Origin of the sequence: Flaviflexus massiliensis, assembly GCF_001375495.1 — a bacterium.
Taxonomy (GTDB): domain Bacteria; phylum Actinomycetota; class Actinomycetes; order Actinomycetales; family Actinomycetaceae; genus Flaviflexus; species Flaviflexus massiliensis.
This window is the reverse complement of record NZ_LN831057.1, coordinates 272142-292751: the sequence shown is the minus strand read 5'-3', so window position 1 is coordinate 292751 and position 20610 is coordinate 272142. Positions and strand designations below refer to the sequence as shown.

23 protein-coding genes and 1 tRNA gene are annotated in these 20610 nt (G+C 58.5%); 12 read left to right on the top strand and 12 right to left on the bottom strand.

Going from position 1 to position 20610, the window contains the following annotated elements:
* Nucleotides 1-47 precede the first annotated feature (47 nt).
* The 3 genes from BN1241_RS02865 to BN1241_RS02855 form a co-directional block, all read right to left on the bottom strand.
* Entirely contained in the window at nt 48-311 is a 264-nt protein-coding gene (locus tag BN1241_RS02865) for a hypothetical protein (RefSeq protein WP_147599236.1), read from the bottom strand.
* Nucleotides 298-1815 (bottom strand): molybdopterin-dependent oxidoreductase, encoded by a 1518-nt coding sequence (locus BN1241_RS02860; RefSeq protein WP_054952204.1) that lies wholly within the window; start codon nt 1813-1815, stop codon nt 298-300. Before BN1241_RS02860 ends, BN1241_RS02865 begins: the two co-directional genes overlap by 14 nt.
* Nucleotides 1816-2214: 399 nt before the next feature.
* Nucleotides 2215-2985, bottom strand: coding sequence for a fumarylacetoacetate hydrolase family protein (locus tag BN1241_RS02855; protein ID WP_054952203.1), 771 nt, complete (start codon nt 2983-2985; stop codon nt 2215-2217).
* Nucleotides 2986-3007: 22 nt separating this feature from the next.
* Here BN1241_RS02855 and BN1241_RS02850 point away from each other — a divergent pair, with 22 nt between their 5' ends.
* From BN1241_RS02850 to BN1241_RS02835, 5 genes are all read left to right on the top strand, one after another.
* Nucleotides 3008-3955, top strand: coding sequence for a hypothetical protein (locus tag BN1241_RS02850; protein WP_077138243.1), 948 nt, complete (start codon nt 3008-3010; stop codon nt 3953-3955).
* 77 nt (nt 3956-4032) lie between these two features.
* Entirely contained in the window at nt 4033-4722 is a 690-nt protein-coding gene (locus BN1241_RS02845) for an alpha/beta hydrolase family protein (RefSeq protein WP_054952202.1), read from the top strand.
* A gap of 51 nt (nt 4723-4773) precedes the next feature.
* Nucleotides 4774-4896: a hypothetical protein gene (locus BN1241_RS13405; protein ID WP_261795460.1), complete on the top strand. Its 123-nt coding sequence runs from the start codon at nt 4774-4776 to the stop codon at nt 4894-4896.
* A 275-nt stretch (nt 4897-5171) separates the two neighbouring features.
* Nucleotides 5172-5735: a CBS domain-containing protein gene (locus tag BN1241_RS02840; protein ID WP_054952201.1), complete on the top strand. Its 564-nt coding sequence runs from the start codon at nt 5172-5174 to the stop codon at nt 5733-5735.
* A 293-nt stretch (nt 5736-6028) separates the two neighbouring features.
* Entirely contained in the window at nt 6029-7171 is a 1143-nt protein-coding gene (locus BN1241_RS02835; protein ID WP_261795459.1) for an IS1249 family transposase, read from the top strand.
* 107 nt (nt 7172-7278) lie between these two features.
* On the opposite strand, the gene BN1241_RS02830 is transcribed toward BN1241_RS02835, so the two are convergent.
* Together BN1241_RS02830 and bcp are read right to left on the bottom strand one after the other, a co-directional pair.
* Nucleotides 7279-7360: transfer RNA gene (locus tag BN1241_RS02830), tRNA-Leu, on the bottom strand.
* Between the two features lie 44 nt (nt 7361-7404).
* A complete protein-coding gene (gene bcp / locus BN1241_RS02825; protein WP_054952199.1) occupies nt 7405-7869 on the bottom strand; it encodes a thioredoxin-dependent thiol peroxidase in 465 nt (154 codons plus the stop codon).
* Nucleotides 7870-8035: 166 nt separating this feature from the next.
* Between bcp and BN1241_RS02820 the strand changes: the two genes are divergently transcribed.
* Genes BN1241_RS02820 through pntB form a run of 3 tightly spaced genes read left to right on the top strand, consistent with a single transcriptional unit; the run spans nt 8036 to nt 12398 of the window.
* Complete coding sequence (locus BN1241_RS02820; RefSeq protein ID WP_147599234.1) at nt 8036-9424, top strand: folylpolyglutamate synthase/dihydrofolate synthase family protein; 1389 nt, start codon at nt 8036-8038, stop codon at nt 9422-9424.
* 29 nt (nt 9425-9453) lie between these two features.
* Entirely contained in the window at nt 9454-10971 is a 1518-nt protein-coding gene (locus BN1241_RS02815; RefSeq protein WP_054952197.1) for a Re/Si-specific NAD(P)(+) transhydrogenase subunit alpha, read from the top strand.
* Nucleotides 10972-10973: 2 nt separating this feature from the next.
* Nucleotides 10974-12398 carry a Re/Si-specific NAD(P)(+) transhydrogenase subunit beta gene (pntB, locus tag BN1241_RS02810; protein WP_054952196.1) on the top strand — a complete coding sequence of 475 codons (1425 nt, stop codon included), beginning with the start codon at nt 10974-10976 and terminating at the stop codon, nt 12396-12398.
* A 239-nt stretch (nt 12399-12637) separates the two neighbouring features.
* On the opposite strand, the gene BN1241_RS02805 is transcribed toward pntB, so the two are convergent.
* Nucleotides 12638-12952 carry a hypothetical protein gene (locus BN1241_RS02805; RefSeq protein ID WP_054952195.1) on the bottom strand — a complete coding sequence of 105 codons (315 nt, stop codon included), beginning with the start codon at nt 12950-12952 and terminating at the stop codon, nt 12638-12640.
* Nucleotides 12953-13000: 48 nt separating this feature from the next.
* Between BN1241_RS02805 and BN1241_RS02800 the strand changes: the two genes are divergently transcribed.
* The 3 genes from BN1241_RS02800 (at nt 13001) to BN1241_RS02790 (ending at nt 15218) form a co-directional block, all read left to right on the top strand.
* The gene (locus BN1241_RS02800; protein ID WP_230198245.1) at nt 13001-13528 is read left to right on the top strand and encodes a DUF4916 domain-containing protein; all 528 of its coding nucleotides are present in this window, start codon (nt 13001-13003) and stop codon (nt 13526-13528) included.
* Nucleotides 13529-13873 (top strand): DUF3054 domain-containing protein, encoded by a 345-nt coding sequence (locus BN1241_RS02795; RefSeq protein WP_054952193.1) that lies wholly within the window; start codon nt 13529-13531, stop codon nt 13871-13873. It abuts the gene before it with no gap.
* Between the two features lie 265 nt (nt 13874-14138).
* On the top strand, nt 14139-15218 hold the full coding sequence (locus tag BN1241_RS02790) for a PLP-dependent transferase (RefSeq protein WP_054952192.1): 1080 nt from the start codon (nt 14139-14141) through the stop codon (nt 15216-15218).
* 113 nt (nt 15219-15331) lie between these two features.
* On the opposite strand, the gene rdgB is transcribed toward BN1241_RS02790, so the two are convergent.
* From rdgB to clpS, 6 genes are read right to left on the bottom strand one after another with little or no spacing between them, the layout of a single operon-like run.
* Nucleotides 15332-15907: an RdgB/HAM1 family non-canonical purine NTP pyrophosphatase gene (gene rdgB, locus BN1241_RS02785; protein WP_054952191.1), complete on the bottom strand. Its 576-nt coding sequence runs from the start codon at nt 15905-15907 to the stop codon at nt 15332-15334.
* On the bottom strand, nt 15904-16623 hold the full coding sequence (rph, locus tag BN1241_RS02780) for a ribonuclease PH (protein WP_054952190.1): 720 nt from the start codon (nt 16621-16623) through the stop codon (nt 15904-15906). Before rph ends, rdgB begins: the two co-directional genes overlap by 4 nt.
* Nucleotides 16620-17396: an MBL fold metallo-hydrolase gene (locus BN1241_RS02775; protein WP_054952189.1), complete on the bottom strand. Its 777-nt coding sequence runs from the start codon at nt 17394-17396 to the stop codon at nt 16620-16622. The genes rph and BN1241_RS02775 overlap by 4 nt, the downstream gene beginning before the upstream one ends.
* Nucleotides 17393-18202: a glutamate racemase gene (gene murI, locus BN1241_RS02770; protein WP_054952410.1), complete on the bottom strand. Its 810-nt coding sequence runs from the start codon at nt 18200-18202 to the stop codon at nt 17393-17395. The genes BN1241_RS02775 and murI overlap by 4 nt, the downstream gene beginning before the upstream one ends.
* 10 nt (nt 18203-18212) lie before the next feature.
* Nucleotides 18213-18821, bottom strand: a complete 609-nt coding sequence (locus BN1241_RS02765; RefSeq protein ID WP_054952188.1) for a DUF2017 family protein — start codon at nt 18819-18821, stop codon at nt 18213-18215.
* Between the two features lie 2 nt (nt 18822-18823).
* Nucleotides 18824-19105 carry an ATP-dependent Clp protease adapter ClpS gene (gene clpS, locus BN1241_RS02760; RefSeq protein WP_054952187.1) on the bottom strand — a complete coding sequence of 94 codons (282 nt, stop codon included), beginning with the start codon at nt 19103-19105 and terminating at the stop codon, nt 18824-18826.
* Between the two features lie 68 nt (nt 19106-19173).
* Between clpS and BN1241_RS02755 the strand changes: the two genes are divergently transcribed.
* Nucleotides 19174-20526: a nicotinate phosphoribosyltransferase gene (locus BN1241_RS02755; protein ID WP_054952409.1), complete on the top strand. Its 1353-nt coding sequence runs from the start codon at nt 19174-19176 to the stop codon at nt 20524-20526.
* Nucleotides 20527-20610: the final 84 nt, after the last annotated feature.

Genomic DNA, 20610 nt, shown 5'->3' with positions numbered 1-20610 from the left:
AGGTTGGCCCAGATCCGAATAGAATCTGGGCCAACCTATTCTCGCAACTATGAATCGTTCCGGTACAGCGTGAATTCACCGGATGAGGTGACGAGTCGACGAATGTTTTCTTCGTTCAGGGTGACGTCGTCTTTGTGCTTGATGATCATGAGTGTCGAGCCATCGTCATGCCTCTCGAAAGAGACACCTCCGACCTGCTCGTCGTAGGAACTGACGGCGAGTCGCAGCTTGAGGACATCGTCATCGGAGCTCACGCCATCAATTCGGTAGATCGTCGAGATCATGTGTTCCTGTTCGTTAGATGCGGCCATTGAACGCCTGCAATGCTGAGTCTTCGCGGGTACCGCCACGGCCATCGCCATACACGGTGTAGTCCTCAATCCATTCGACGGACTTCACCCACTTCACCATCTTATAACCATGATTCGACTCAACACGAAGTCGTGCTGGCGCACCGAGGTGCTCCTCGATCGGGTTGCCGTTCCGCTCATAGGTTAGGACCGTATCCTCTTCGGCAAGGGTCTCAAGATCTATGACCGCATAGAAGGGTTCGCGTGGTCGGTGGTCGATCATTTCTTGGGCGAGGCCGTGCGAACTGATCATGACGTACCTGGCCGACTCCGGTTTGGGGCCGAGCAGCGCAAGGATGTCTTCCAGGCGGGCTCCGGCCCACTTCGATGTTGCGGACCACCCCTGCATGCACGTGTGGGTGGCAATGTATTCGTGCTTGGGAAGTTTCTTCAAGTCGTCCATGGTCAGTTCCAGGGACTCATCGAGCATGTCGCCACCCACGTGCAGCGTCCAGCCATCCCACTCGTTGTCTCTCATCTCCAGCCACTCGGGTGACTCATCCTCGGTCGGCGGGAGTCCGTTGGTCCAATGGAATTCGGAAATGTCCTTCTCCGTGTATGCCCCCTGGGTGCGATTGCGGGGCTTCATCCAACCAAAGGCGATTCTGCGGACAGGTTCGGTGGCCGCAACGAGGAAGCGTTGCGCACGCGGACGATCCGAGAGCGACCAGTAGGACAGAGCGACCCAGAAGAGAACAACAACGACGATGGTTGTGATGGCGATAGTAAATGCCTGTGCGTAGCGTTCGGGGTTATCGGAGCCGAAGACCATGCGCGGCAGGTTGTACTCAGCATGCACGGTGAAGACAAGAGTCACGTGAACAATGATGAACAGGGTCATCGACACCATGCCAATGAAGTGCAGGGAACGAGCCCCCTGGTGCCCACCGAACAGCTTGACGTACCAGGGGAAACGGGAACGGATCGCTGGCGACATTGCCAGTCCGGTCAGGATCATCAACGGGGCGATGATGAAAATAACCGCCGTATATGCAAGCATCTGGAGCGCATCGTAGGGCTGGAAGTGCTCGATCGAGGGCTTGGCAAAACCTATGTACACCACGAAGGAATCCCACGCCTCAGGGAAGACATCCCATGACGTTGGGATGATCCGACGCCACAGTCCCGTGGCGAAAAGAAGCACCACATAAACAATGCCGTTCAGGAGCCACAGGGTGGTGCCGATACCGTGCCAGTGCCGACCTAACCCGATGTTTTTCTTGCCCGGAAGGGCAATAAGCGGGCTCAGGCTGCGCTCATCCATGAGCGACGTGTAGACACCCTCCTCCTTGGGCAGCTTACGCCGCGTGAATCGGAGCCACTCTGTCCCGGGTGCACAGTCGTTTCGCCACCACAGGCGCGGCAGTGATGCCAGCATTTCCCAACCACTTCGTAGCAAAATGCCGATCAGAACAAAGTTAATGAGATGCGCGGCACGAAGCCACGTAGGAAAATCCGGATCCATGTTTCCTCCTTGGGGAACTGATTGGCCTCGATGTCTCAACAGAGTTTCGTCAACTCCGCTCTCCATGATACGGCTTATTCCGTGTTTAATCTTGAGATTAAAGCCCATTCCCCGAGCCAGAAATAAACCGCAGCAATTTTTTACGCACCAACTTCTCAATCGGCGCGGCATCACCGCTCTTTGATTGAAAATCTTGCAGACGCGAAGCTTTGGGTGAGGAACATCACTCAACCCCTTCGGCTATGACGGCACCCATGCGATCGATTTCCGGGTGAAATATTTGATTTCCCAGACTAACGGGACCACCGAAAGTTCCGACCATTCCCTTTGGTGGCAAAGAAAATGGTGGCCTCGCACGATGCGAGGCCACCACTCAATCTTTGCTCGAAAGCGAAATTGCTAGCTGGAATGAAGCTGGTTAGTTAGCTCTCCGAGCCCTTCGATTTCAACGGTCACGGTGTCCCCTTCCGACATGATGCCTACGCCTGCCGGGGTGCCGGTGAGGATCACATCGCCAGGCAGCAGTGAGAATGCGTGAGAGACGTAGGAAACGAGTTCCTTGACAGGACGAATCATCTGCGAGGTCCGACCATCTTGCCGTAGCTCACCGTTGACCGTGGAGCGCACAGCAACATCGGATGGATCGAAGTCGAGGTCGATGACCGGGCCGAGGGGGCATGAGGTATCAAAGCCTTTCGCTCGCGCCCACTGGGGCTCATCGCGCTGAATGTCGCGGGCGGTGATGTCATTGGCAGCGGTGTACCCGTAAATCACTTCGTCCACACGCTCGATAGGTACGTCCTTGCAGGGGCGGCCAATGATCACGGCGAGTTCCGCCTCATAGGAGAGTTCCTTGGCCCACGACGGTGCAACAATCGGATCGTTGGGGCCAATGACCGAGGTGTTGGGCTTGAAGAACAGGACCGGGGCGGTTGGGACTTCCCCTCCCATTTCTTCAATGTGGTCCATGTAGTTCTTGCCTACACCAATGACTTTGGAACGGGGAATGATCGGCGAGAGGACCCGCGTGCCCGCCATGGGCACGCGCTGCCCGGTCGTGTCAAGAGCTTGGAAGATGGGGTCGCCAGCGAGCACAACATACTCGTCAGTTTCGTGGTCGACTATGGCATAGCGGGGGCCGGCTTCAAGTGAAATTCGAGCGATCTGCATGTTCCTACATTAGCGTGGCAAGATGGTTGGGATGTTCATCCTCTCCGTTGATACCTGGTGGAACCTGCGCCAACAGCACGTGGCAGCCGCGGGCGCACGCTCAGCAGCGCACGAACAGCGTCGGGCGCTAGGTGAACGGCACGCGGTTGAGGACTTCCTGTGGGAGTACTATCCGCTCCGTCCCAGCTTCCTCAAGCGTTGGCATCCCGGCGCTGGGGTTGGGCTCGCTCGCCCCGGTGAAGATCATCCTGCGTACGAGGAGTACGTGGAGAGGCTGGGGTGGCGGTGGCATCGGGAGATTAATGGTGTCCTGTTCCTCGATCTCGCCCAGTACGTTCCGGACCGGGCTCGTGGGATCCGTTTTGTTCACGATCTTGCGAAAGCAATCCTTGGTCGCACTCCCCTATTTTCCTGCTTTGGTTGGCACGAGTGGTGCATGGTGTATGACGGAGAAACGCGCCACGGCATCCCGCTCCGCCTCGGACAGGAGGGCACCAAGAAAGCTGTCGATGAGGCGACGGTGAAGTGCACGCACTACGATGCGTTCCGGTTCTTCACCGACGAGGCGGTCCCCCACAACACGCTTCAGCCCACGCGTGAAAAGGTGCTCGAACTTGAGCAGGGTGGCTGTTTGCACGCGAATATGGATGTGCTCAAGTGGTGCCTTCAACTCGGCCCCGCGATCCCCGGCGATCTTCTTCTCGATGCTTTTGATCTTGCCCGAGACATTCGGTGGATGGACATGGCGGCAGCGGCCTACGACCTCTCCCACCTGGGTGTTGACCCCATCAGAATCGAAACGCCCGCGGGGCGGAGCCAGTATGCCGCGATGCAACGGAACTTTGCGGGTCGTGCCAAGCCTCTCCGCGAGCGCCTCCTCGCCATCACCACCGAGATTGGCGCGCTCGACCTGCCGGAGGCGAAGCCCTGGTCAGTAAAGCCGAGTTCCACCCCGGTTGTTCCCCTCTGATGCAGCAAATAGTCGGAACATAAGCTGAAATGGATCGATTCGGGTGCAAACACGACTGACCTCACTAGGCTGGGTTCATGGTCAACACAGCTCTACATGGTTCACTGGTCGACATTCCAACTGCCGGCACTCCCATCATCGGCACCCTTTACCTTCCAGACGGTGAACCAAAGAGCGTCACGATCATTCACTCGGCTACTGCCACACCCCAGGGCTTCTATCGAGGGTTTGCCCAGTACCTGGCGGGCCGTGGCATCGCGGCGCTCACCTATGACTATCGGGGCACCGGACATTCCGGTCCGTGCCAGCTCTTTCCCGACTTGCGGATGAGGGACTGGCTCACGGTGGATATGCCCACTGTCACCAGGTGGGCACACAATCGCTTCTACAGTCTTCCCATCATGGCCGTTGGGCATAGCATCGGAGGGCACGGCCTCGCCATGGGATCCGGACTAGGAATAGTCGACCGCTTTATTCTTGCCGCAGCGCACATCGCCTACACCCCCGACATCCCATCCTTTACCGAGCAGCTCAGAGTCAAGGCTCTGCTCAACTTGGCGGGGCCCGCGATCGCTTCGAGCCTCGGCTATATGCCGAGCCGGAAACTTGGCCTGGGAGAGGATCTCCCAACCAGCGTGCTCATCGAGTGGGCATCCTGGACCAAACTCCCGGGCTTCCTCTATGACGATCCGACATTGGGCGCAGGTAGGCTCATGCCCGGCATTGATGCTGATGTTCTCTGCGTTGCCGCAACGGATGATCTGTAGGCTACCCCGGAGCAGGCAACAAAGCTCGGCACGATGCTCACCAATGCGCGCGTGACAAATCAGTTCTACTCCCCTGCCGATCTCGGCATTTCCAGCCTTGGTCACCACGGCATTTTCCACCGCAAGAAAGGCAAACAGACCTGGGAGGATATGGCCGACTGGCTTTCCTCCTAGTGCTGAGTTATTGCGTTAATCAGTCTCAAGCAGTACACAATGTCCGGGTACATAGTTTTCCTAGCCCCAGAGGCCCAACTTAGATGGAAATTAGATAGAAAGTGGTGGACATGGCTTCCTCCGATTCGAATGCGAGGCGATTTCTCGATGCGTTTGCGAACATCGAGAACATCCTCAAACGTTGACAGAGACACGAATGGGACGATTAGCAATACGTTGCATTTGGCGACCTTCTCGACAAGTCGAGGACCGTTCACCACGCTCACAAGAAAGAGTTGAGAGCGTACGCAATTCTTCGTAACTCCATTGCTCACAATCGGTACCTCAATGGTCAACCCATTGCTGAACCACGAGAGGATATTGTCGATTCCATACTCAAGATTGAGCGACATCTCGAACATCCTCTTTCTGTCCTCGAAGCCACTAGCAACTTCGATATCCCTCAGATCTTCTCTCCCGACGATGACCTCGGCGAGTTTCTTACTCTCGTTAAGGAGAAGGACTTCTCTCAGGCACCCGTGAAGACGAGTGAAGGATTCTCGTTAATCACGACAAACGCCATTGCTCGCTGGTTTGCGGACAGCATGGAGACAGATGGCGGAATTGTCGATTCCACCCCAATCCGTGAGGTTCTGAATTTTGCAGAGACAGGGGATCGCCTCAAAACTGTGCGGCAACCATGTTCGACCGTTAAAGCAGTCAGAATCTTGTCTGGAACAGCCGGCGAAAAGGAGGAGCCTCCGGCCGCACTGCTCGTTCTTGGCAAGGCCGAGCAACCCCCTCAGAGACTCGTAACTCGGTCCGACCTAGCGTTGCTCTATTCAAAGCTCGAGGTCTGAATCTCTGTCGCACGCCCTGGAACTCGGGCTTATAGGACATTTGGTGTTGGTTTGGGTCGGGTTTTTCGGCTTGCTGTCAACGTTTTGTCGGGATTGAAGTTCGATGGTTTCAACTTCACAGGTGGACACTACGTGTTGGTTTCACTGCGACTTTCCCCCGGCATAGAGCTAAAAGGTCGGGGTCAGAGTTGGGTTCCTGGAGCCAGGTTATAGGACATTCGGTGTTGGTTTCACCTCGACTTATGGGCGTGTTATCACCATAAAAGCAGGTTTGGAGTTGCCTGATTAAAGGCGTGAATACGCCTTCTTGTAGTCCTTGTCAGCGGCCCATGACCCGGTACGGAAAGACCGGCACGGGACGCCAGCGCTACCGATGCCCCTCGTGCGGGACAACCCAGGTCGCACAGATCAATACGGACGCGAAAGACCTCGCCCTGTTCCTGAGCTTCTTGTTCTCCCGCAAGCGCCAACGAGACCTGCCCGGGGCCGGGCGCACCTACCGGCGCCGCACCCAACGCTTCTGGGCACTGTGGCCTTTACCCCCGATCGTGGACGAGGTCCACCGGGTCGTCTACGTTGACGGGATCCACCTCGGCAGGCTTGCCGTCATCTTGATCGCCACCAGCAACACCCACGTGCTCGGCTGGCACCTGGCCCGTACCGAGCGCACCACCTCATGGGAAGCCCTTCTGTCGAAGATCGCCGCCCCCGACGCGGTGGTCACCGACGGCGGGCAGGGATTTGCTGCAGCCAGACGGAAGCTATGGCCACACACCAAGGTCCAACGCTGCCTGTTCCACGCCTTCAGCCAGGTCCGTCGGCAGACCACCACGCGCCCGCGAACCCAGGCAGGAGTAGAGATCTACGGGCTGGCCAAGGCTCTGATGAAAGTATCAACGAATGTTGAGGCAGCCGCGTGGCTGGTGGCGTACGGGCAGTGGCGCAACCGGTGGGAAGAGTTCCTGGCTGAGAAAACGACCCTGGCTACTGGCAGGACAGTGTTCACTCATCAGCGACTGATCACCGCACGATCGAGCTTGGATACCTTAATCCGTTCCTCGACTTTGTTCACTTTTGTTGACCCCAAGAATTATCCTGCTTCGGCCTACCTGGCAGTGCCGCTGCCGGCAACCAACAACCGGATCGAGGGCGGAGTCAACACCCAGCTGCGTGCCTTGCTGCGTGATCATCGGGGAATGAGTTTCGAGCGGCGTATCAAAGCGATTATGTGGTGGTGCTACATGCATACCGAGACGCCGTTGAGTCCGGCCATGATCTTGCAGACCATGCCCACCGAGTCCCAGATCAGTGAGCTCTATCAGGCAGCGGCTCGCCGTGAGAGCCATGAGCGTGACATCGGCCTGCCCGTCATGGGCACCATCGCAGTCTGGAACGAGCTCCACCACACCAGCCCCCACCCGAACTCCTGGACCTAGCTTCTAAAACACGACCCGACCAACACATTTTGTCCTATAAGCCGGAACTCGTGTTCTGGAAAGTTGAAACCCCTGGGAATACTTCGTAAGTACTTCCAGGGGCATTGTGCGCAAGGTGGGACTTGAACCCACACGCCCGAAGACACCAGAACCTAAATCTGGCGCGTCTGCCAATTCCGCCACTCGCGCTCGGTTTCCACAATAGGCTACCGGAGCGGCAGAGGGAAAACGGTTCAGGCGAGGATGTTTTTGGTCACTCGAGCAACGTGTCCCGTGGCCTTCACGTTGTACATGGCCTCAGCAATGGTGCCGTCGGGATTGATAACAAAGGTGGACCGGATAACACCAACAACGGTTCGTCCGTAGTTCTTCTTCTCACCCCACGCACCATAGGCCTCGAGGACTTCGTGGTCGGGGTCGGAGCCGAGCGGGAAGTCGAGCAGCTCAGCCTCGGCGAAGGACTGGAGCTTGTTGATCGAGTCAGGTGAGATGCCGATGACTTCGTAGCCAGCATCTGTCAGCCGTGCATCCCTAAAGTCGCACGCTTCCGTCGTACATCCCGGCGTCATCGCCTTCGGGTAGAAGTAAACAATGACGCCCTTTTCTGCCTTCTCAAGCAGATCTGCGAGCGAGACGGTGCCGTTCGGAGTTTCGATCGTAAATTCTGGGGCCCTGTCGCCCACTTCAAGTCGTGCCATGTTCTGATTCTATTGACTTCGGATTCGATCCCAAGAAGTTCCGCGATCGGCGGATGATGGGAATACCCAAATTAAGTGTTCTGGATACTCGCCATCGGTCCCGGCAAGGCAGTGTCGAGTCCTCTTGACCTGTCTGGGTGAACTTCGGGCTTACGATGTTCTCACCATGACAGCACAGCACCTTGCGGCCGATGAGCCGTTCTTTCGCCAGTGGTCGACCAGAGACAATCTGCCTCGCACACTCATTTCATCGAAGACTCTCATCAAGCTTCTCGATTTCACTCCCCCACCCTCGATCGCAGTGGTCGGGTCGAAGGGGAAGGGCACGACTCTGGCAGCCCTGTCGGTGGGCATTTCACTAGAGGGCTTCAACGCCGTCTCCATCATGTCTCCACCGTTTCGCACCAACCGCGAGCGCATTCGGTTGAACGGCACAGCGATCGATCAGGACACGTACCATCAGATATCAGATCGTCTTGCTGAACTGCTTCCCTACCTGCCGGCTGATCACTACCTGTCACCGGCGGGTGCCTACACGGTCATGGGTGCCTGGTGGGCATCCCAGATCGGTGCCGATGTTTTGGTTGTGGAGGAAGGCATGGGCGGTGGAACCGATGAGGTCTCACTCTTTTCCCACATTGCCCTTGGGGTGACTCCCATTTTCTTCGAGCACGGCGGAATACTCGGGAATACGGTTCCCGAGATTGCCCGCAATCTGATCTCTGCCGGCTCTTCGTCGGTTGAAATCATCGCGAGCGCCCCTCAATCCGAGGATGTTGCCAACATCATGACTGCCAGTGCAGAACAGTGGGGGGCGCATGTGCTCACGCCACCCCCTGCCAGTCACCTGAACCCACTCATTGGTCAAAGTGTGGGGCTGGGAGCTGGCCTTGCGAAGGCGGTGACGCCGCTACTCACATCCACGAAACATGGTCTTCATTCAGACACTTGTTGCAAGATAAGTGGACAGTCCGAGAGTCTCACCCATTCTTCCGGGGCCGGAAATGCCTTAGCCGAGCCTCATGAGCTTCAGCCGGATCTTGTCGGGATTCTCAATCTTCCCGGCCGGTCCTCCCAGCACGTCCTCTCATCTCCCAAGGATCATGTAACGGATATCCATCGTGGGAAGGACGTTGCCCTCGGGACAGGTACGGACTGTCGGGTGGGTTCCCGGCCCGTAGCAGGAAAGGGTGGTGGCACCTGGTTCGTCGATGCCGCGATTACTCCGGATGCGGTGCGGGCAGCGCTGCAAGCGGCCGACATGCCGGAGGCAACCGTGGTGTGTTGCTGGCCGCTGACAAAGGATCGAAACGGGTGTTTGGAACTGGTTCCCGGAGCTTACGAGGTCAAGGCCGGTCATGGCCTGCCGTTTGCCGAAGGGCTACCGGAATTCCGAGACATAATGGCTGACCTGGAGGAGGACGTGATCGCGCTAGGCACGATCTCTTTTGTCGGTGAAGTGCTTGATTATCTAGGTGCCGAAACGGATTCGTGGATAGGACACAATACCCAGACGGGCTCATGTGAACCGGATATTCTGGACATCAATAACTAGTTATCGTCATTCCGTGAAGGGAATTTATCGTGCGAATTGGTGTTCCAGCCGAAGCTGGTCAAGCCCTTGTCGCAGCTACCCCTGACACCGTGTCTCAACTCATCAAACTTGGATACGACGTGGGTGTCGAATCCGGTGCGGGCGGTCAAGCCCAGTTCCCTGATGAGCAGTATGTTAGGGCAGGTGCCAGGATCGTAGCCAGCGACGAAGTGTGGGCGTCCGACATTGTGACCAGCATTAGACCCCCGGCCGACCTGCATCAGGTTCGCAGGGGGTCCATCCTCATCTCCAAACTCTCCCCGGGCGCGAATCCGCACCTGGTGGAAACACTTGCCGAGCAGGGTGTCACGGGGATGGCCATGGACGCGATTCCCCGTATCTCCCGCGCGCAGTCGATGGACGTGCTGTCGAGCCAGGCAAACGTTGCTGGCTACCGGGCAGTCATCGAGGCCGCCCATGCCTTCGGCCGCCTTTTCACGGGCCAGGTCACTGCCGCCGGCAAGGTCCCACCCGCCACGATCTACGTGATCGGTGCCGGTGTGGCCGGGCTTGCCGCAATCGGTACAGCGGGCTCCATGGGTGCAGTCGTCAAGGCGACCGATGTTCGTGCTGAGGTCGGTGAGCAGGTCGAATCGATGGGTGCCGAATTCATCCCGATTGCCGCCCCCGCCCAGGAATCCGCAGATGGTTACGCGAAGGAAATGACGCAGGCCCAGGCCGACGCTGCCTCGCAGCTCTATGCCGAACAGTCCGCCGAGGCCGACATTGTCATCACAACGGCCTCGATTCCCGGTCGCCGCTCACCCCTCCTGATCACGGGTGAGATGGTGGCGAAGATGAAGCCCGGCTCCGTCATTGTTGACATGGCAGCGGCTGGTGGCGGTAACTGCGAGCTGACCGAGCCCGGCCGGACGATCGTGACCGAGAATGGCGTCACCATTATCGGTATCGAGGATCTTGCGGCCCGGCTTCCTGCCCAGGCCTCTCAGCTGTATGCCCAGAACATCGTCAACTACCTCAAGCTCCTCACTCCTGAGAAGGATGGTCGGGCCAAGATCGATTTTGAGGACGTCATCATTCGCACCGTGACGGTGGCAGATGCCGGTCAGGTTCTCTGGCCGCCACGCCCGATCCAGGTGTCCGCCACCCCCGCGCCGAAGCCCGTCGAGGCCGAGCCGGCCGCCGCGACACCGGAACCGAGCGGGATGAAAAAGTCGATGATTTGGCTCGCCCTTGCGGCGGTCATTGGGGCTGCTCTTGTGCTTGTGACTCCGCTCGAGATTGCGGGGCACTACATTGTGCTCGCCCTCGCAATTATCGTCGGCTACTACGTCATCACGAACGTGACGCATGCACTCCATACGCCGCTCATGAGCGTCACGAACGCGATTTCCGGCATCATCATCGTTGGCGCGATCCTGCTGATTGGCAGTTCAAACTGGTGGGTGACGATCTTCAGCTTCATCGCCATCGTCATTGCGTCAATCAATATTTTCGGCGGTTTTGCCGTCACTCACCGCATGCTCGGCATGTTTAGGAGGGCATAGTTATGGATGCACAAAATGTTGTTGCACTCGCTTACCTCGTTGCAGCGCTTTTCTTCATCAATGCCCTGCGGGGCCTGTCCAAGCACGAGACCGCCCAATCGGGTAACACCTCCGGCGTCATCGGCATGGCGATTGCACTCATTGCAACCGTATGGCTTGCCCTCGACTCGGATCCCGCACGCGGGATTGCCGCCACCCTCATTCTCATCCTGCTGGCGATAGCCATTGGTGCCGTGATTGGCCTGCGCCTGGCAAAGAAGGTGGGGATGACGGAGATGCCGGAACTTATTGCTCTCCTTCACTCGTTTGTTGGTTTGGCCGCCGTTCTGGTCGGCTACAACACGTTCCTGACCTCGGTTGGTGGTTCGGGTAGCTACCACACGTTCCTCATGGGTGAGATCTTCCTCGGCGTCTTCATTGGTTCCGTGACCTTCACCGGTTCGATCATCGCCTACCTCAAACTGTCGGCGAAGATGAAGTCCAAGGCACTCCTCCTTCCAGGACGTAACTGGCTCAACCTTCTCGCAATCATCGTCTCGGTCGGCCTCATGGCCTGGTTCATGAATACGAACACGACCGGAGCCGGTCTTATCCCGCTCCTGCTCATGACCATCATTTCCCTCCTCCTCGGACTCCACCTCGTGGCCGCCATCGGCGGTGGTGACATGCCGGTCGTAGTGTCCATGCTCAACTCGTACTCGGGGTGGGCGGCAGCGGCTGCTGGTTTCATGCTCGAGAACGACCTCCTCATCATCACCGGTGCCCTCGTCGGGTCCTCGGGTGCGTTCCTGTCCTACATCATGTGCAAGGCCATGAACCGCTCCTTCATCTCCGTCATTCTCGGCGGCTTCGGCGCCACCACGTCCTCGGGTGAGGCACGTGACTATGGCACCCACACCGAAACAACCGCCTCCCAGGTGGCACAGCTACTGGCCGAAGCGAAGAAGGTTGTTATCACCCCGGGGTATGGCATGGCGGTGGCGCAGGCACAGTACCCGGTTGCGGACCTCACCAAGCGTCTCATTGACTCCGGCGTTGACGTGACTTTTGGCATCCATCCCGTTGCAGGCCGGCTGCCCGGACACATGAATGTGCTACTGGCCGAAGCGAAGGTCGCCTACGACATCGTCCACGAGCTCGATGAGATCAACGACGAATTTTCCGACGTGGATGTAGTCCTCGTCATCGGAGCCAACGACACCGTCAACCCCGCAGCCGAGGAGCCAGGATCGCCGATTGAAGGCATGCCGGTCTTGCGGGTTTGGGAAGCGAAAAACGTTGTCGTCTTCAAACGATCGATGGGTAATGCGGGCTATGCAGGTGTTGAGAACCCACTCTTCTTTGAGGACAACACGGACATGCTTCTGGGCGATGCCAAGGCCTCGGTCGATGCCATCAACACGGAACTCTCCGTCACGGCCAAATAACTCAAAGCCAACTCCCATGCTCGAGTACTTCAGGTAACTGGCTTGCGGACAGAACAGCATCAGTGTGCCCGGCTCAATGAGCCGGGCACACCTTTCTCTCAATCGACTTCAGAGCATTAAATTCGGGGAACCCGTCAAGACTCGGGACACCCTGTTGAAACGAAACCCGCGCGAGCTGACTGCGTGCACTCGTTTCTGCACGGATCATCGCAGGCATGCTGCTCAAAGAGCCTTTCCCATCAGTCACGAGTTTCCTTGGTGACCTTCCACTCCCACCACATGATGACGGCGACAAGAACGAGGGAGATGATCATCGGGATCATTCCCCACACGGTTGGGGTGAGAAAACCGACCACCATGATCCCACTCGCCCACCACACTTGACGATTCTTACGTGCGCCATAGAACGCTGCCAGCACACCGATGAAGGAGAAGACGCAACCGACCGCAAGCATTGGTTCGAAGCTGGCGATGATCAGCAGAACAACTCCGGAAAGGAAATAGGCTGCGGCAATGCCGGCGGTGATGAGGTAGAGGCGGGGTATGTTCTCCATACGCTGACAATCTCATACCTGTGACCGATTTGCTGGCAGAATCGTCCTGTGAGCGATATTGCATCTGGAGATATGGGACCGTGGCTATCACCGGACGAACTCGAGTTTGTCCGACGAAAGGTCCCCATGGTTTACGTCGACGTCGTCCCCGTGCGGACCGATGAGCGGGGTGAAGTGGAGTCCGTCGGCCTGCTGCTCGGTGCGCAGGATGATGGGATTTCGCGTGCTCTCGTCTCGGGCAGGGTCCTGTTCCACGAGTCGATCCGGGAAGCCATCGCCCGTCACATCGAGAAGGACTTGGGGCCGATGTCTCTCCCCCAGCTCCCTCAAACCATCATCCCCTTCACCATTGCCGAATACTTCCCGACCCCGGGGTCGGAGATGTTTGATGAACGGCACCACGCGGTCTCGCTCTGCTACATCGTTCCCGTTCTCGGTGAATGCGATCCTGCGGCCGATACTCTCGACGTCAACTGGTTCACTCCTGGTGAGTTGAAGACTCCGGAGTTGCAGGACGAAATGAGCCAGTCGCACGCCCGAATCCTCCGCCAAGCCATCGCCTACCTCAATCTGTAAATGTTCTTTCTTCTTGATCTTGTTCTGACGGGGCTTTTTGTTGCGATGGGAATGAACTCCCATGACTCTTCCTGGTCCGAGTACCCGCTCACGGTTCTTCCCTTCGTCCTCGCCCTCATCGCCGCCTGGCTTCTTCCCCAGGTCCGCCGCGCACCAGCATCGCTCACCGCAGGTGCGATCGTGTACGTCATTACCACGGTGGGTGGCCTAGCCCTACGCTGGGCTTTCGGTGACGGTCTGAGCGGAGCCTTTCCCTTCGTCACCGCGGCGGTCCTTGCCGTGTTCTTTTTCGGGTGGCGGCTCATTCACCTCGCCATCACCCGCACAAGCGAGAAACACGGCTAGAACCTGAACGTAACGCACCGCTATTTCCTGAACCTAACCCACGCCTAAACCCACGCGCCTGACACAGGACAGAATCGTCCACTCAGGCTTACCTCCAGCAATCCCCCGGCGTTCACAAGCCCCTGCCACAGCCGGTCCGTTAAAGGTGCAAAGTGCCCTAAGAGTCGGGGGGCCGGGGGGCCGGTTTCTCACTCTGGAAGACCGAGGCCGCCGGTGCAGGTTTCGTATCAAATGTACGGTTAACCTAAGTGTTTAGGAGGCCCCATTGAGTATTGAAACGATTCTCGCCCAGCTAGGTAATCGACAGGATCCCGCAACAGGTGCTATTAGCATGCCGATCCACATGTCGACCACCTATGAGCACCCCGAGCTGGGACGAAGTACCGGATTCGACTACACCCGAACAAAGAACCCCACAAGAACAGTGCTCGAACAGGGATTGGCGGTTCTCGAGAACGGCACGCATGCGGTTGCGACCTCGTCTGGCATGTCCGCCATCCAACTCGTTTTCGGACTCTACCCCGTCGGCTCGCACTTCCTGGTGACCAGGGACGTGTACGGCGGCTCATACCGCTACTTCAATGCGCTCGAAGAGAACAGTCAAGCCACCTTCTCCTACTTCGATTCCTACGATGATCTAGGAGAGCAGCTGAACGACTCCGTGACCGGAATCTTCCTCGAAACACCGACGAATCCGCTCATGAAGGAGATCAGCATCGCGAAGGTGAGCGAGATGGCAAAACCCCACGGGGTTCATGTCATTGTCGACAACACGTTCCTCACCCCGCTGCGTCAACGTCCCCTCGACGAGGGGGCAACGATCTCGCTACACTCGGGTACCAAGTACCTGACGGGCCACAATGATGTCCTTGCGGGCGTCGTGGTGACCAATGATGAGGCGGTTGGTGAGAAGCTCGCATGGCTGTCGAACACGACCGGGCCCACCCTCTCCCCCTTCGATTCGTGGTTGTTCCTCCGCTCCCTCAAGACTCTCCCGGTCCGTTTCGACCGCCAGGAGTCCTCAGCCAAGCTCATCGCCGAGGCACTCAAGGAAATTCCTGAGGTAACCGAAGTCTTCTACCCGGGTCGCGGGGCGATGATCTCCCTCAAGGTTCAAGACGAAACCAAGATTGCGGGCATCCTTTCCGCTCTCCAGGTCTTCACCTATGCGGAGTCCCTCGGCGGGGCAGAAAGCCTCATCACCCATCCCGTCACCCAGACCCATGCCGATATTCCCGTCGAGATCCGTGAGTCCTACGGCCTCACGAACAGCCTGCTTCGCCTCTCGATCGGTCTCGAGGACCCGACAGACCTTATCGATGACCTAAAAGCAGCGCTCAAGTAACGGAAAAACCGCATTCAAGCGTGTAAGTCCGGTCTCGGCCTTACCGGTATTGGATTGGAAAAGGTTGGTGCCTGCCAGAATCTGGCAGGCACCAACCCATTGAGAATAGAAAACTAGAACACGTGGCGTTCCAGTTCTTTGACGAGGGCACGGAAGGCTTGACCGCGGTGGGAGATTGAGTTCTTCTCCTCCGGGCTGAGTTCGGCTGCCGTCACATCGTGGCCTTCTGGAACAAAGATCGGGTCGTAACCAAAACCGCCGTCACCGCGCGGTTCGCGCAGGAGTGATCCCGCCATGACCCCCGTCGCGATAATGTCCTGACCTCCCGGCTCGACGTAAACCGCGGCACAGACGAACTTGGCTTTCCGGAACTCATCACCAATGTCCTGGATCTGATTGAGCAGAAGGTGCAGGTTTTCGTCATCAGCGCCATGGCGGCCGCACCAGCGGGCCGAGAACACACCGGGGGCTCCCCCTAGCACGTCGACACAGAGACCCGAATCGTCGGCGATCACGGCTTCGCCGGTGCGTTCAGCAACGTAGCGGGCTTTGATGAGGGCATTGCCGGCGAAGGTGACATCGTTTTCGATCGGCTCACCGAGGTTTGCAGGGGAGAGGACGAGATCGTCTCGACCCAGGATTGCCTTCACTTCTTCAAGCTTGTGGGGGTTACGGGAGGCGAGAATCATGCAAGTGCCTCCTTCTGCAGATCAGCGAGCTCCTCGCAGCCCTTGAGTGCAAGATCAAGGAGGGAGTTGAGTTCATCCCGGTTGAAAGCACCGTTTTCTGCCGTGCCCTGCACCTCAACGAATGTGCCGGAGCCGGTAACAACGACGTTCATGTCCGTATCCGCCCGCACATCCTCCTCATAGGGCAGGTCGAGCATTGGAATGCCATCAACAATACCGACCGACACGGCCGCAACCGAATCGGTTAGAGGTGACTTGGTCAGGATCTTATTCTCGAGTGCCCACTCGACCGCGAGGGCAAGGGCAACGTAAGCGCCGGTGATGGAGGCGGTGCGGGTGCCACCATCGGCCTGGAGAACATCGCAATCGAGAACAATCGAGTTCTCCCCCAGCTTGCTCATGTCAACAACTGCGCGCAGCGAGCGTCCGATGAGGCGTGAGATCTCGTGGGTGCGTCCCCCGATCTTGCCTTTGACGGATTCGCGTGAGTTGCGTGAATCCGTGGCCCTGGGCAGCATCGCATATTCTGCGGTGACCCAGCCTTCACCGGATCCGGCCTTCCAGCGGGGTACACCTTCGGTGAAGGATGCGGTGCAGAGGACTCGGGTTTTGCCGTATTCGATGAGGCAACTGCCTTCGCCTGCCTCCTGCCATCTGGGGGTGATGGTGATGTTACGGAGTTCGTCGAGGCTGCGAAGATCTTTGCGAGTTGTCATGCCTCCAGTTTAGGGGAATTGGCTACGTGGAAGGTAACCCCGGGAGTCGCGACAGCGATCGGGCCTTCGTAGGTTTGGCGTGTTTCTTGGCAGACAACATCGGGGTCGGTCCAGGGCTGCAGGTGGGTGAGGACCAGGTTCTTGACCCCGGCCTTGGTGGCGATCTGGCCGGCGCGAGCACCGGTCAGATGGATTCCGCGAACTGTGTCCCTCTCCGCCTCAAAGGCCGCTTCGCAGAGGTACATGTCGGCGCCACGGGCAGCCTCGACCTGCCCTTCGCAGTAGTCGGTGTCGCCCGAATAGGTGAGGACCTGACCGGCAGGACCGGTCAGCCGCATCGCGTGGGCCGGGACCGGGTGTTCGGCGTGGAAGAACTCGATCTCAACGTCACCGACCTTGACCTTGTCGCCCTCGGTGACGGCGTGAAAGGTGAACTCACCCGCGTAGGTTTCTTCAGGTGCGTCGCCACCGATTTGTCGGGTACGTTCAAGTCCGTCTCCGGGACTGTACACGTCAATGGGTCCGAGCGGGCCCGTGGGGAACCACTTCCGGTACACCTGCATGCCAATAATGTCAGCAACGTGGTCCGTGTGGAGGTGGGAAAGCAGGATGGCATCGAGCTCGGCGGGATCGATGTAGTTCATGAGCTGCCCCATGGAGCCCGGCCCCATGTCGAGCAGGATCGTCGTCGTATCCGTCTGCACCAGGTAGGACGAGGCCGCGCCCTTCGGTCCGGACATGGATCCTGTGCAGCCAACAACGGTTAGTTTCATGAGACCTCCAAACGGTCAACGGTCCCCACTTCGGGACCGAGGAAGCGGCGCGCCAGGGTCTGGAAGGACCCCGAATCGCCAGTCGACAAGAACCGGTACTGAGGAGCACTTGTTGCGGTCCGCTCCAGTCCCCCGGCCACCAGTGCCCGATAGGTATCTTTCGCGGTTTCCTCAGCCGAAGAAACAAGTGTGACGTCGTGACCCATGACGTAGGAGATCACCCCCGTCAACAGCGGGTAGTGGGTGCAACCCAGGACCAGCGTATCGACGCCAGCCTGCTTGATCGGCTCCAGGTAGCCTCGTGCCACCTCGAGCAGTTCCGGGCCGCTCGTTTGGCCCGATTCAACGAATTCAACGAACCTCGGGGCAGCAGCCATGGTCAGGTCCAGCGTGGGAGCGGCAGCGAACGCATCCGCGTATGCACCGGAGTTGATCGTCGCATTGGTTCCAATGACACCGATCTTGCCGTTGCGGGTGGCGGAGGCGGCTCTGCGGACCGCGGGCTGGATGACCTCGATGACGGGGATGCCCATCTGCACCTGGTAGCGTTCGCGAGCATCGTGCAACGCTGCCGCGGAGGCTGAGTTGCAGGCCATGACGAGCATCTTCACGCCCGAGGCAACGAGTTTGTCGAGAACGTTGAGTGACAGCTTCCGCACTTCGGCAATCGGCCTGGGGCCGTACGGTGTGTGTTCCGTGTCACCGACGTAGGTGATGGATTCTTGTGGTAGCTGATCGATAATTGAGCGCGCAACGGTCAGCCCTCCGACTCCGGAGTCAAAAATGCCGATAGGCGCGTCGTTCATGGACTCGACTTTAACCGCGCGGGCCACGCATTCGTACCGCATCGAGTAGTGAATCCTGCCACCACGTGATCATCGCGTAGACAAGTGTCAGCTGGTGGTCGACCTGTTCTTCCTCAGTCATCCCCTCATCCGTCACCATCCCGTCAGCGATCTCTCCCGCCCGCTTTGCCACTTCATCCGCGCGTTCCGAGCTATCAATATCGAGCCGGGTGCCAAGAACCAGACGCAAATCCGACAGCGCTGCGAGCCACGCCGGGATCTCATTTTCGGGCACAAAAACGCGTCCGGTCGACGTGTTGAGGGCCCGGTAAACGGTCGTGAGATTGGATACTTTGTTAGCCCGGACACCCGATTCCGTGAGTTCTCGCAGCTCCCGGGCCTCTTCCGGGTCCTCACTCATGTCTGGCAACAACCGAACGATTGCCGGATCGTGTGACAGGTCCTTCGAGGGTGCGAGCTCCCGTTCGAGTGCATCGAGTGGATCATCGCTCAGGTCAACAACGGCGACGTCCTCTCCGAGGATGGCGACGATGTCGCGCATAAGGGAGGCAACGAGCTCGAGTTCAAAGAGGTCCCCTCCCGAGCTGACGCCACCCCGGACCCTGCGGAAACTCAACATTATTAGCTGTCCTTCTCGATCGTGGCATGCAAACCGTAGGTGTGCATCGCCTGCACATCCGTTTCCATAGCTTCGCGGGATCCTGAGGAAACGACGGCACGTCCCTCACTATGCACCTGCATCATCAACCTGTTCGCGGTCCTGGGATCAAAACCGAAATAGGATTCGAACACCCAGGCGACATAGCTCATGAGGTTGATCGGATCGTCGTGCACGACTGTGCGCCACGAGGAAGCAGGTGCGCGTTCCTCTGTGGGAGTCGGAGAAGGGGTTGGTTGAGTCATTGCCAACCATTCTACGCAATCGTGCAAGCGATGGGCTATGAGGTGGGACGCGGACTAAAGTGATCCTCATGCACAAGTCCACCGCATTGCTCACCGACATGTATGAGCTCACCATGGTCGAATCCACCCTCGAGTCCGGGACAGCGAGCCGGAAGTCCGTCTTCGAAGTGTTTAACCGCCGCCTCCCATCGGGTCGGCGCTACGGCGTTGTCGCCGGCACGGGACGGGTTCTTGATGAAATCACTCGCTTCACGTTCTCCGACGACGAACTATCGTTCCTGGCGGACAACAATGTTGTCTCACCCAAGACCATTGACTGGCTCGCCAACTACAAGTTCACGGGAGACATCTACGGTTACAACGAAGGGGAAGTCTTCTTCCCCCACTCGCCGATCATGACCGTGACCGGCACGTTCGCTGAAGCCGTAGTTCTCGAAACCCTCATCCTCTCCATCCTCAACCACGACTCTGCAGTCGCTGCCGCAGCTTCACGTATGACGATCGCGGCCCACGGACGTCCCTGCCTGGAGATGGGAGCCCGGCGCACCCACGAACGCGCCGCCGTATCGGCCGCTCGCGCCGCAGCGGTGGGCGGATTCACCGGCACGTCCGTTCTTGAGGCTGGGCGGGCCTACGGGATTCCCACGATCGGGACCGCGGCCCACTCCTTCACGCTCGTGCACGACACGGAAGAAGAAGCCTTCGAGGCGCAGATTTCAAGCATGGGTCCCGGCACCACTCTTCTCGTCGACACCTACGACGTGACCCGAGGCGTTGAGCGTGCGGTCGCTGCCGCCCGCAAGGCCGGTGGTGAGCTCGGCGCTGTCCGCCTCGACTCCGGTGACCTCGTCGCCCAGGCCATTACCGTCCGCCGTCAACTCGACCAGCTTGGCGCAACCTCCACGAAGATCACCGTGACCAGTGATCTCAACGAGTACGCAATCGCCGCACTCGGCGCTGCCCCCGTTGACTCCTACGGGGTGGGAACCAAGCTTGTGACCGGCTCTGGCTTCCCCACCGCAGAACTCGTCTACAAGCTCGTGGCACGCGAGGACGCGTCGGGAACGATGAAGGAGGTGGCGAAGAAGTCAAGCCAGAAAGCCTCTCATGGCGGGCTCAAGGTTGCCGGCCGCATCAGCGATCTCGATGGCGTGGCCCGCGAAGAACTCGTCGTGTCGGCCGGCTCCTGGGAGCAGGGCCTCGCGAAACTGTCGGACATGGATGCTTGTCCGCTCCAGGTGCCACTCGTTCTCGGTGGTGAGATTCAGCCACGCTCCACCGTGCAGGAAGCTGCCGAGCACCACATCGCCTCGCGCAACTCTCTCCCGTATCAGGCTTGGCGCCTGTCCGATGGTGAGCCCGCCATCCCCACGACGATGCTCGATATTTTCGAAGGCGATGACAACCCCTACGAGGGCTAGACATGACAGAATAAACCGCCTGTGGCGATCGATAAGTCACTGACATGTTTGTGGGGACAACCAGATGGTTGTCCCCACAAACAC

Bases quoted from the DNA above. Each gene is read 5' to 3' on its own strand.
- BN1241_RS02865 (WP_147599236.1), bottom strand. From the start codon at position 311: ATGGCCGCATCTAACGAACAGGAACACATGATCTCGACGATCTACCGA.
- BN1241_RS02860 (WP_054952204.1), bottom strand. From the start codon at position 1,815: ATGGATCCGGATTTTCCTACGTGGCTTCGTGCCGCGCATCTCATTAAC.
- BN1241_RS02855 (WP_054952203.1), bottom strand. From the start codon at position 2,985: ATGCAGATCGCTCGAATTTCACTTGAAGCCGGCCCCCGCTATGCCATA.
- BN1241_RS02850 (WP_077138243.1), top strand. From the start codon at position 3,008: ATGGTTGGGATGTTCATCCTCTCCGTTGATACCTGGTGGAACCTGCGC.
- BN1241_RS02845 (WP_054952202.1), top strand. From the start codon at position 4,033: ATGGTCAACACAGCTCTACATGGTTCACTGGTCGACATTCCAACTGCC.
- bcp (WP_054952199.1), bottom strand. From the start codon at position 7,869: ATGGCACGACTTGAAGTGGGCGACAGGGCCCCAGAATTTACGATCGAA.
- BN1241_RS02820 (WP_147599234.1), top strand. From the start codon at position 8,036: ATGACAGCACAGCACCTTGCGGCCGATGAGCCGTTCTTTCGCCAGTGG.
- pntB (WP_054952196.1), top strand. From the start codon at position 10,974: ATGGATGCACAAAATGTTGTTGCACTCGCTTACCTCGTTGCAGCGCTT.
- BN1241_RS02805 (WP_054952195.1), bottom strand. From the start codon at position 12,952: ATGGAGAACATACCCCGCCTCTACCTCATCACCGCCGGCATTGCCGCA.
- BN1241_RS02795 (WP_054952193.1), top strand. From the start codon at position 13,529: ATGTTCTTTCTTCTTGATCTTGTTCTGACGGGGCTTTTTGTTGCGATG.
- rdgB (WP_054952191.1), bottom strand. From the start codon at position 15,907: ATGATTCTCGCCTCCCGTAACCCCCACAAGCTTGAAGAAGTGAAGGCA.
- rph (WP_054952190.1), bottom strand. From the start codon at position 16,623: ATGACAACTCGCAAAGATCTTCGCAGCCTCGACGAACTCCGTAACATC.
- BN1241_RS02775 (WP_054952189.1), bottom strand. From the start codon at position 17,396: ATGAAACTAACCGTTGTTGGCTGCACAGGATCCATGTCCGGACCGAAG.
- murI (WP_054952410.1), bottom strand. From the start codon at position 18,202: ATGAACGACGCGCCTATCGGCATTTTTGACTCCGGAGTCGGAGGGCTG.
- BN1241_RS02765 (WP_054952188.1), bottom strand. From the start codon at position 18,821: ATGTTGAGTTTCCGCAGGGTCCGGGGTGGCGTCAGCTCGGGAGGGGAC.
- clpS (WP_054952187.1), bottom strand. From the start codon at position 19,105: ATGACTCAACCAACCCCTTCTCCGACTCCCACAGAGGAACGCGCACCT.
- BN1241_RS02755 (WP_054952409.1), top strand. From the start codon at position 19,174: ATGCACAAGTCCACCGCATTGCTCACCGACATGTATGAGCTCACCATG.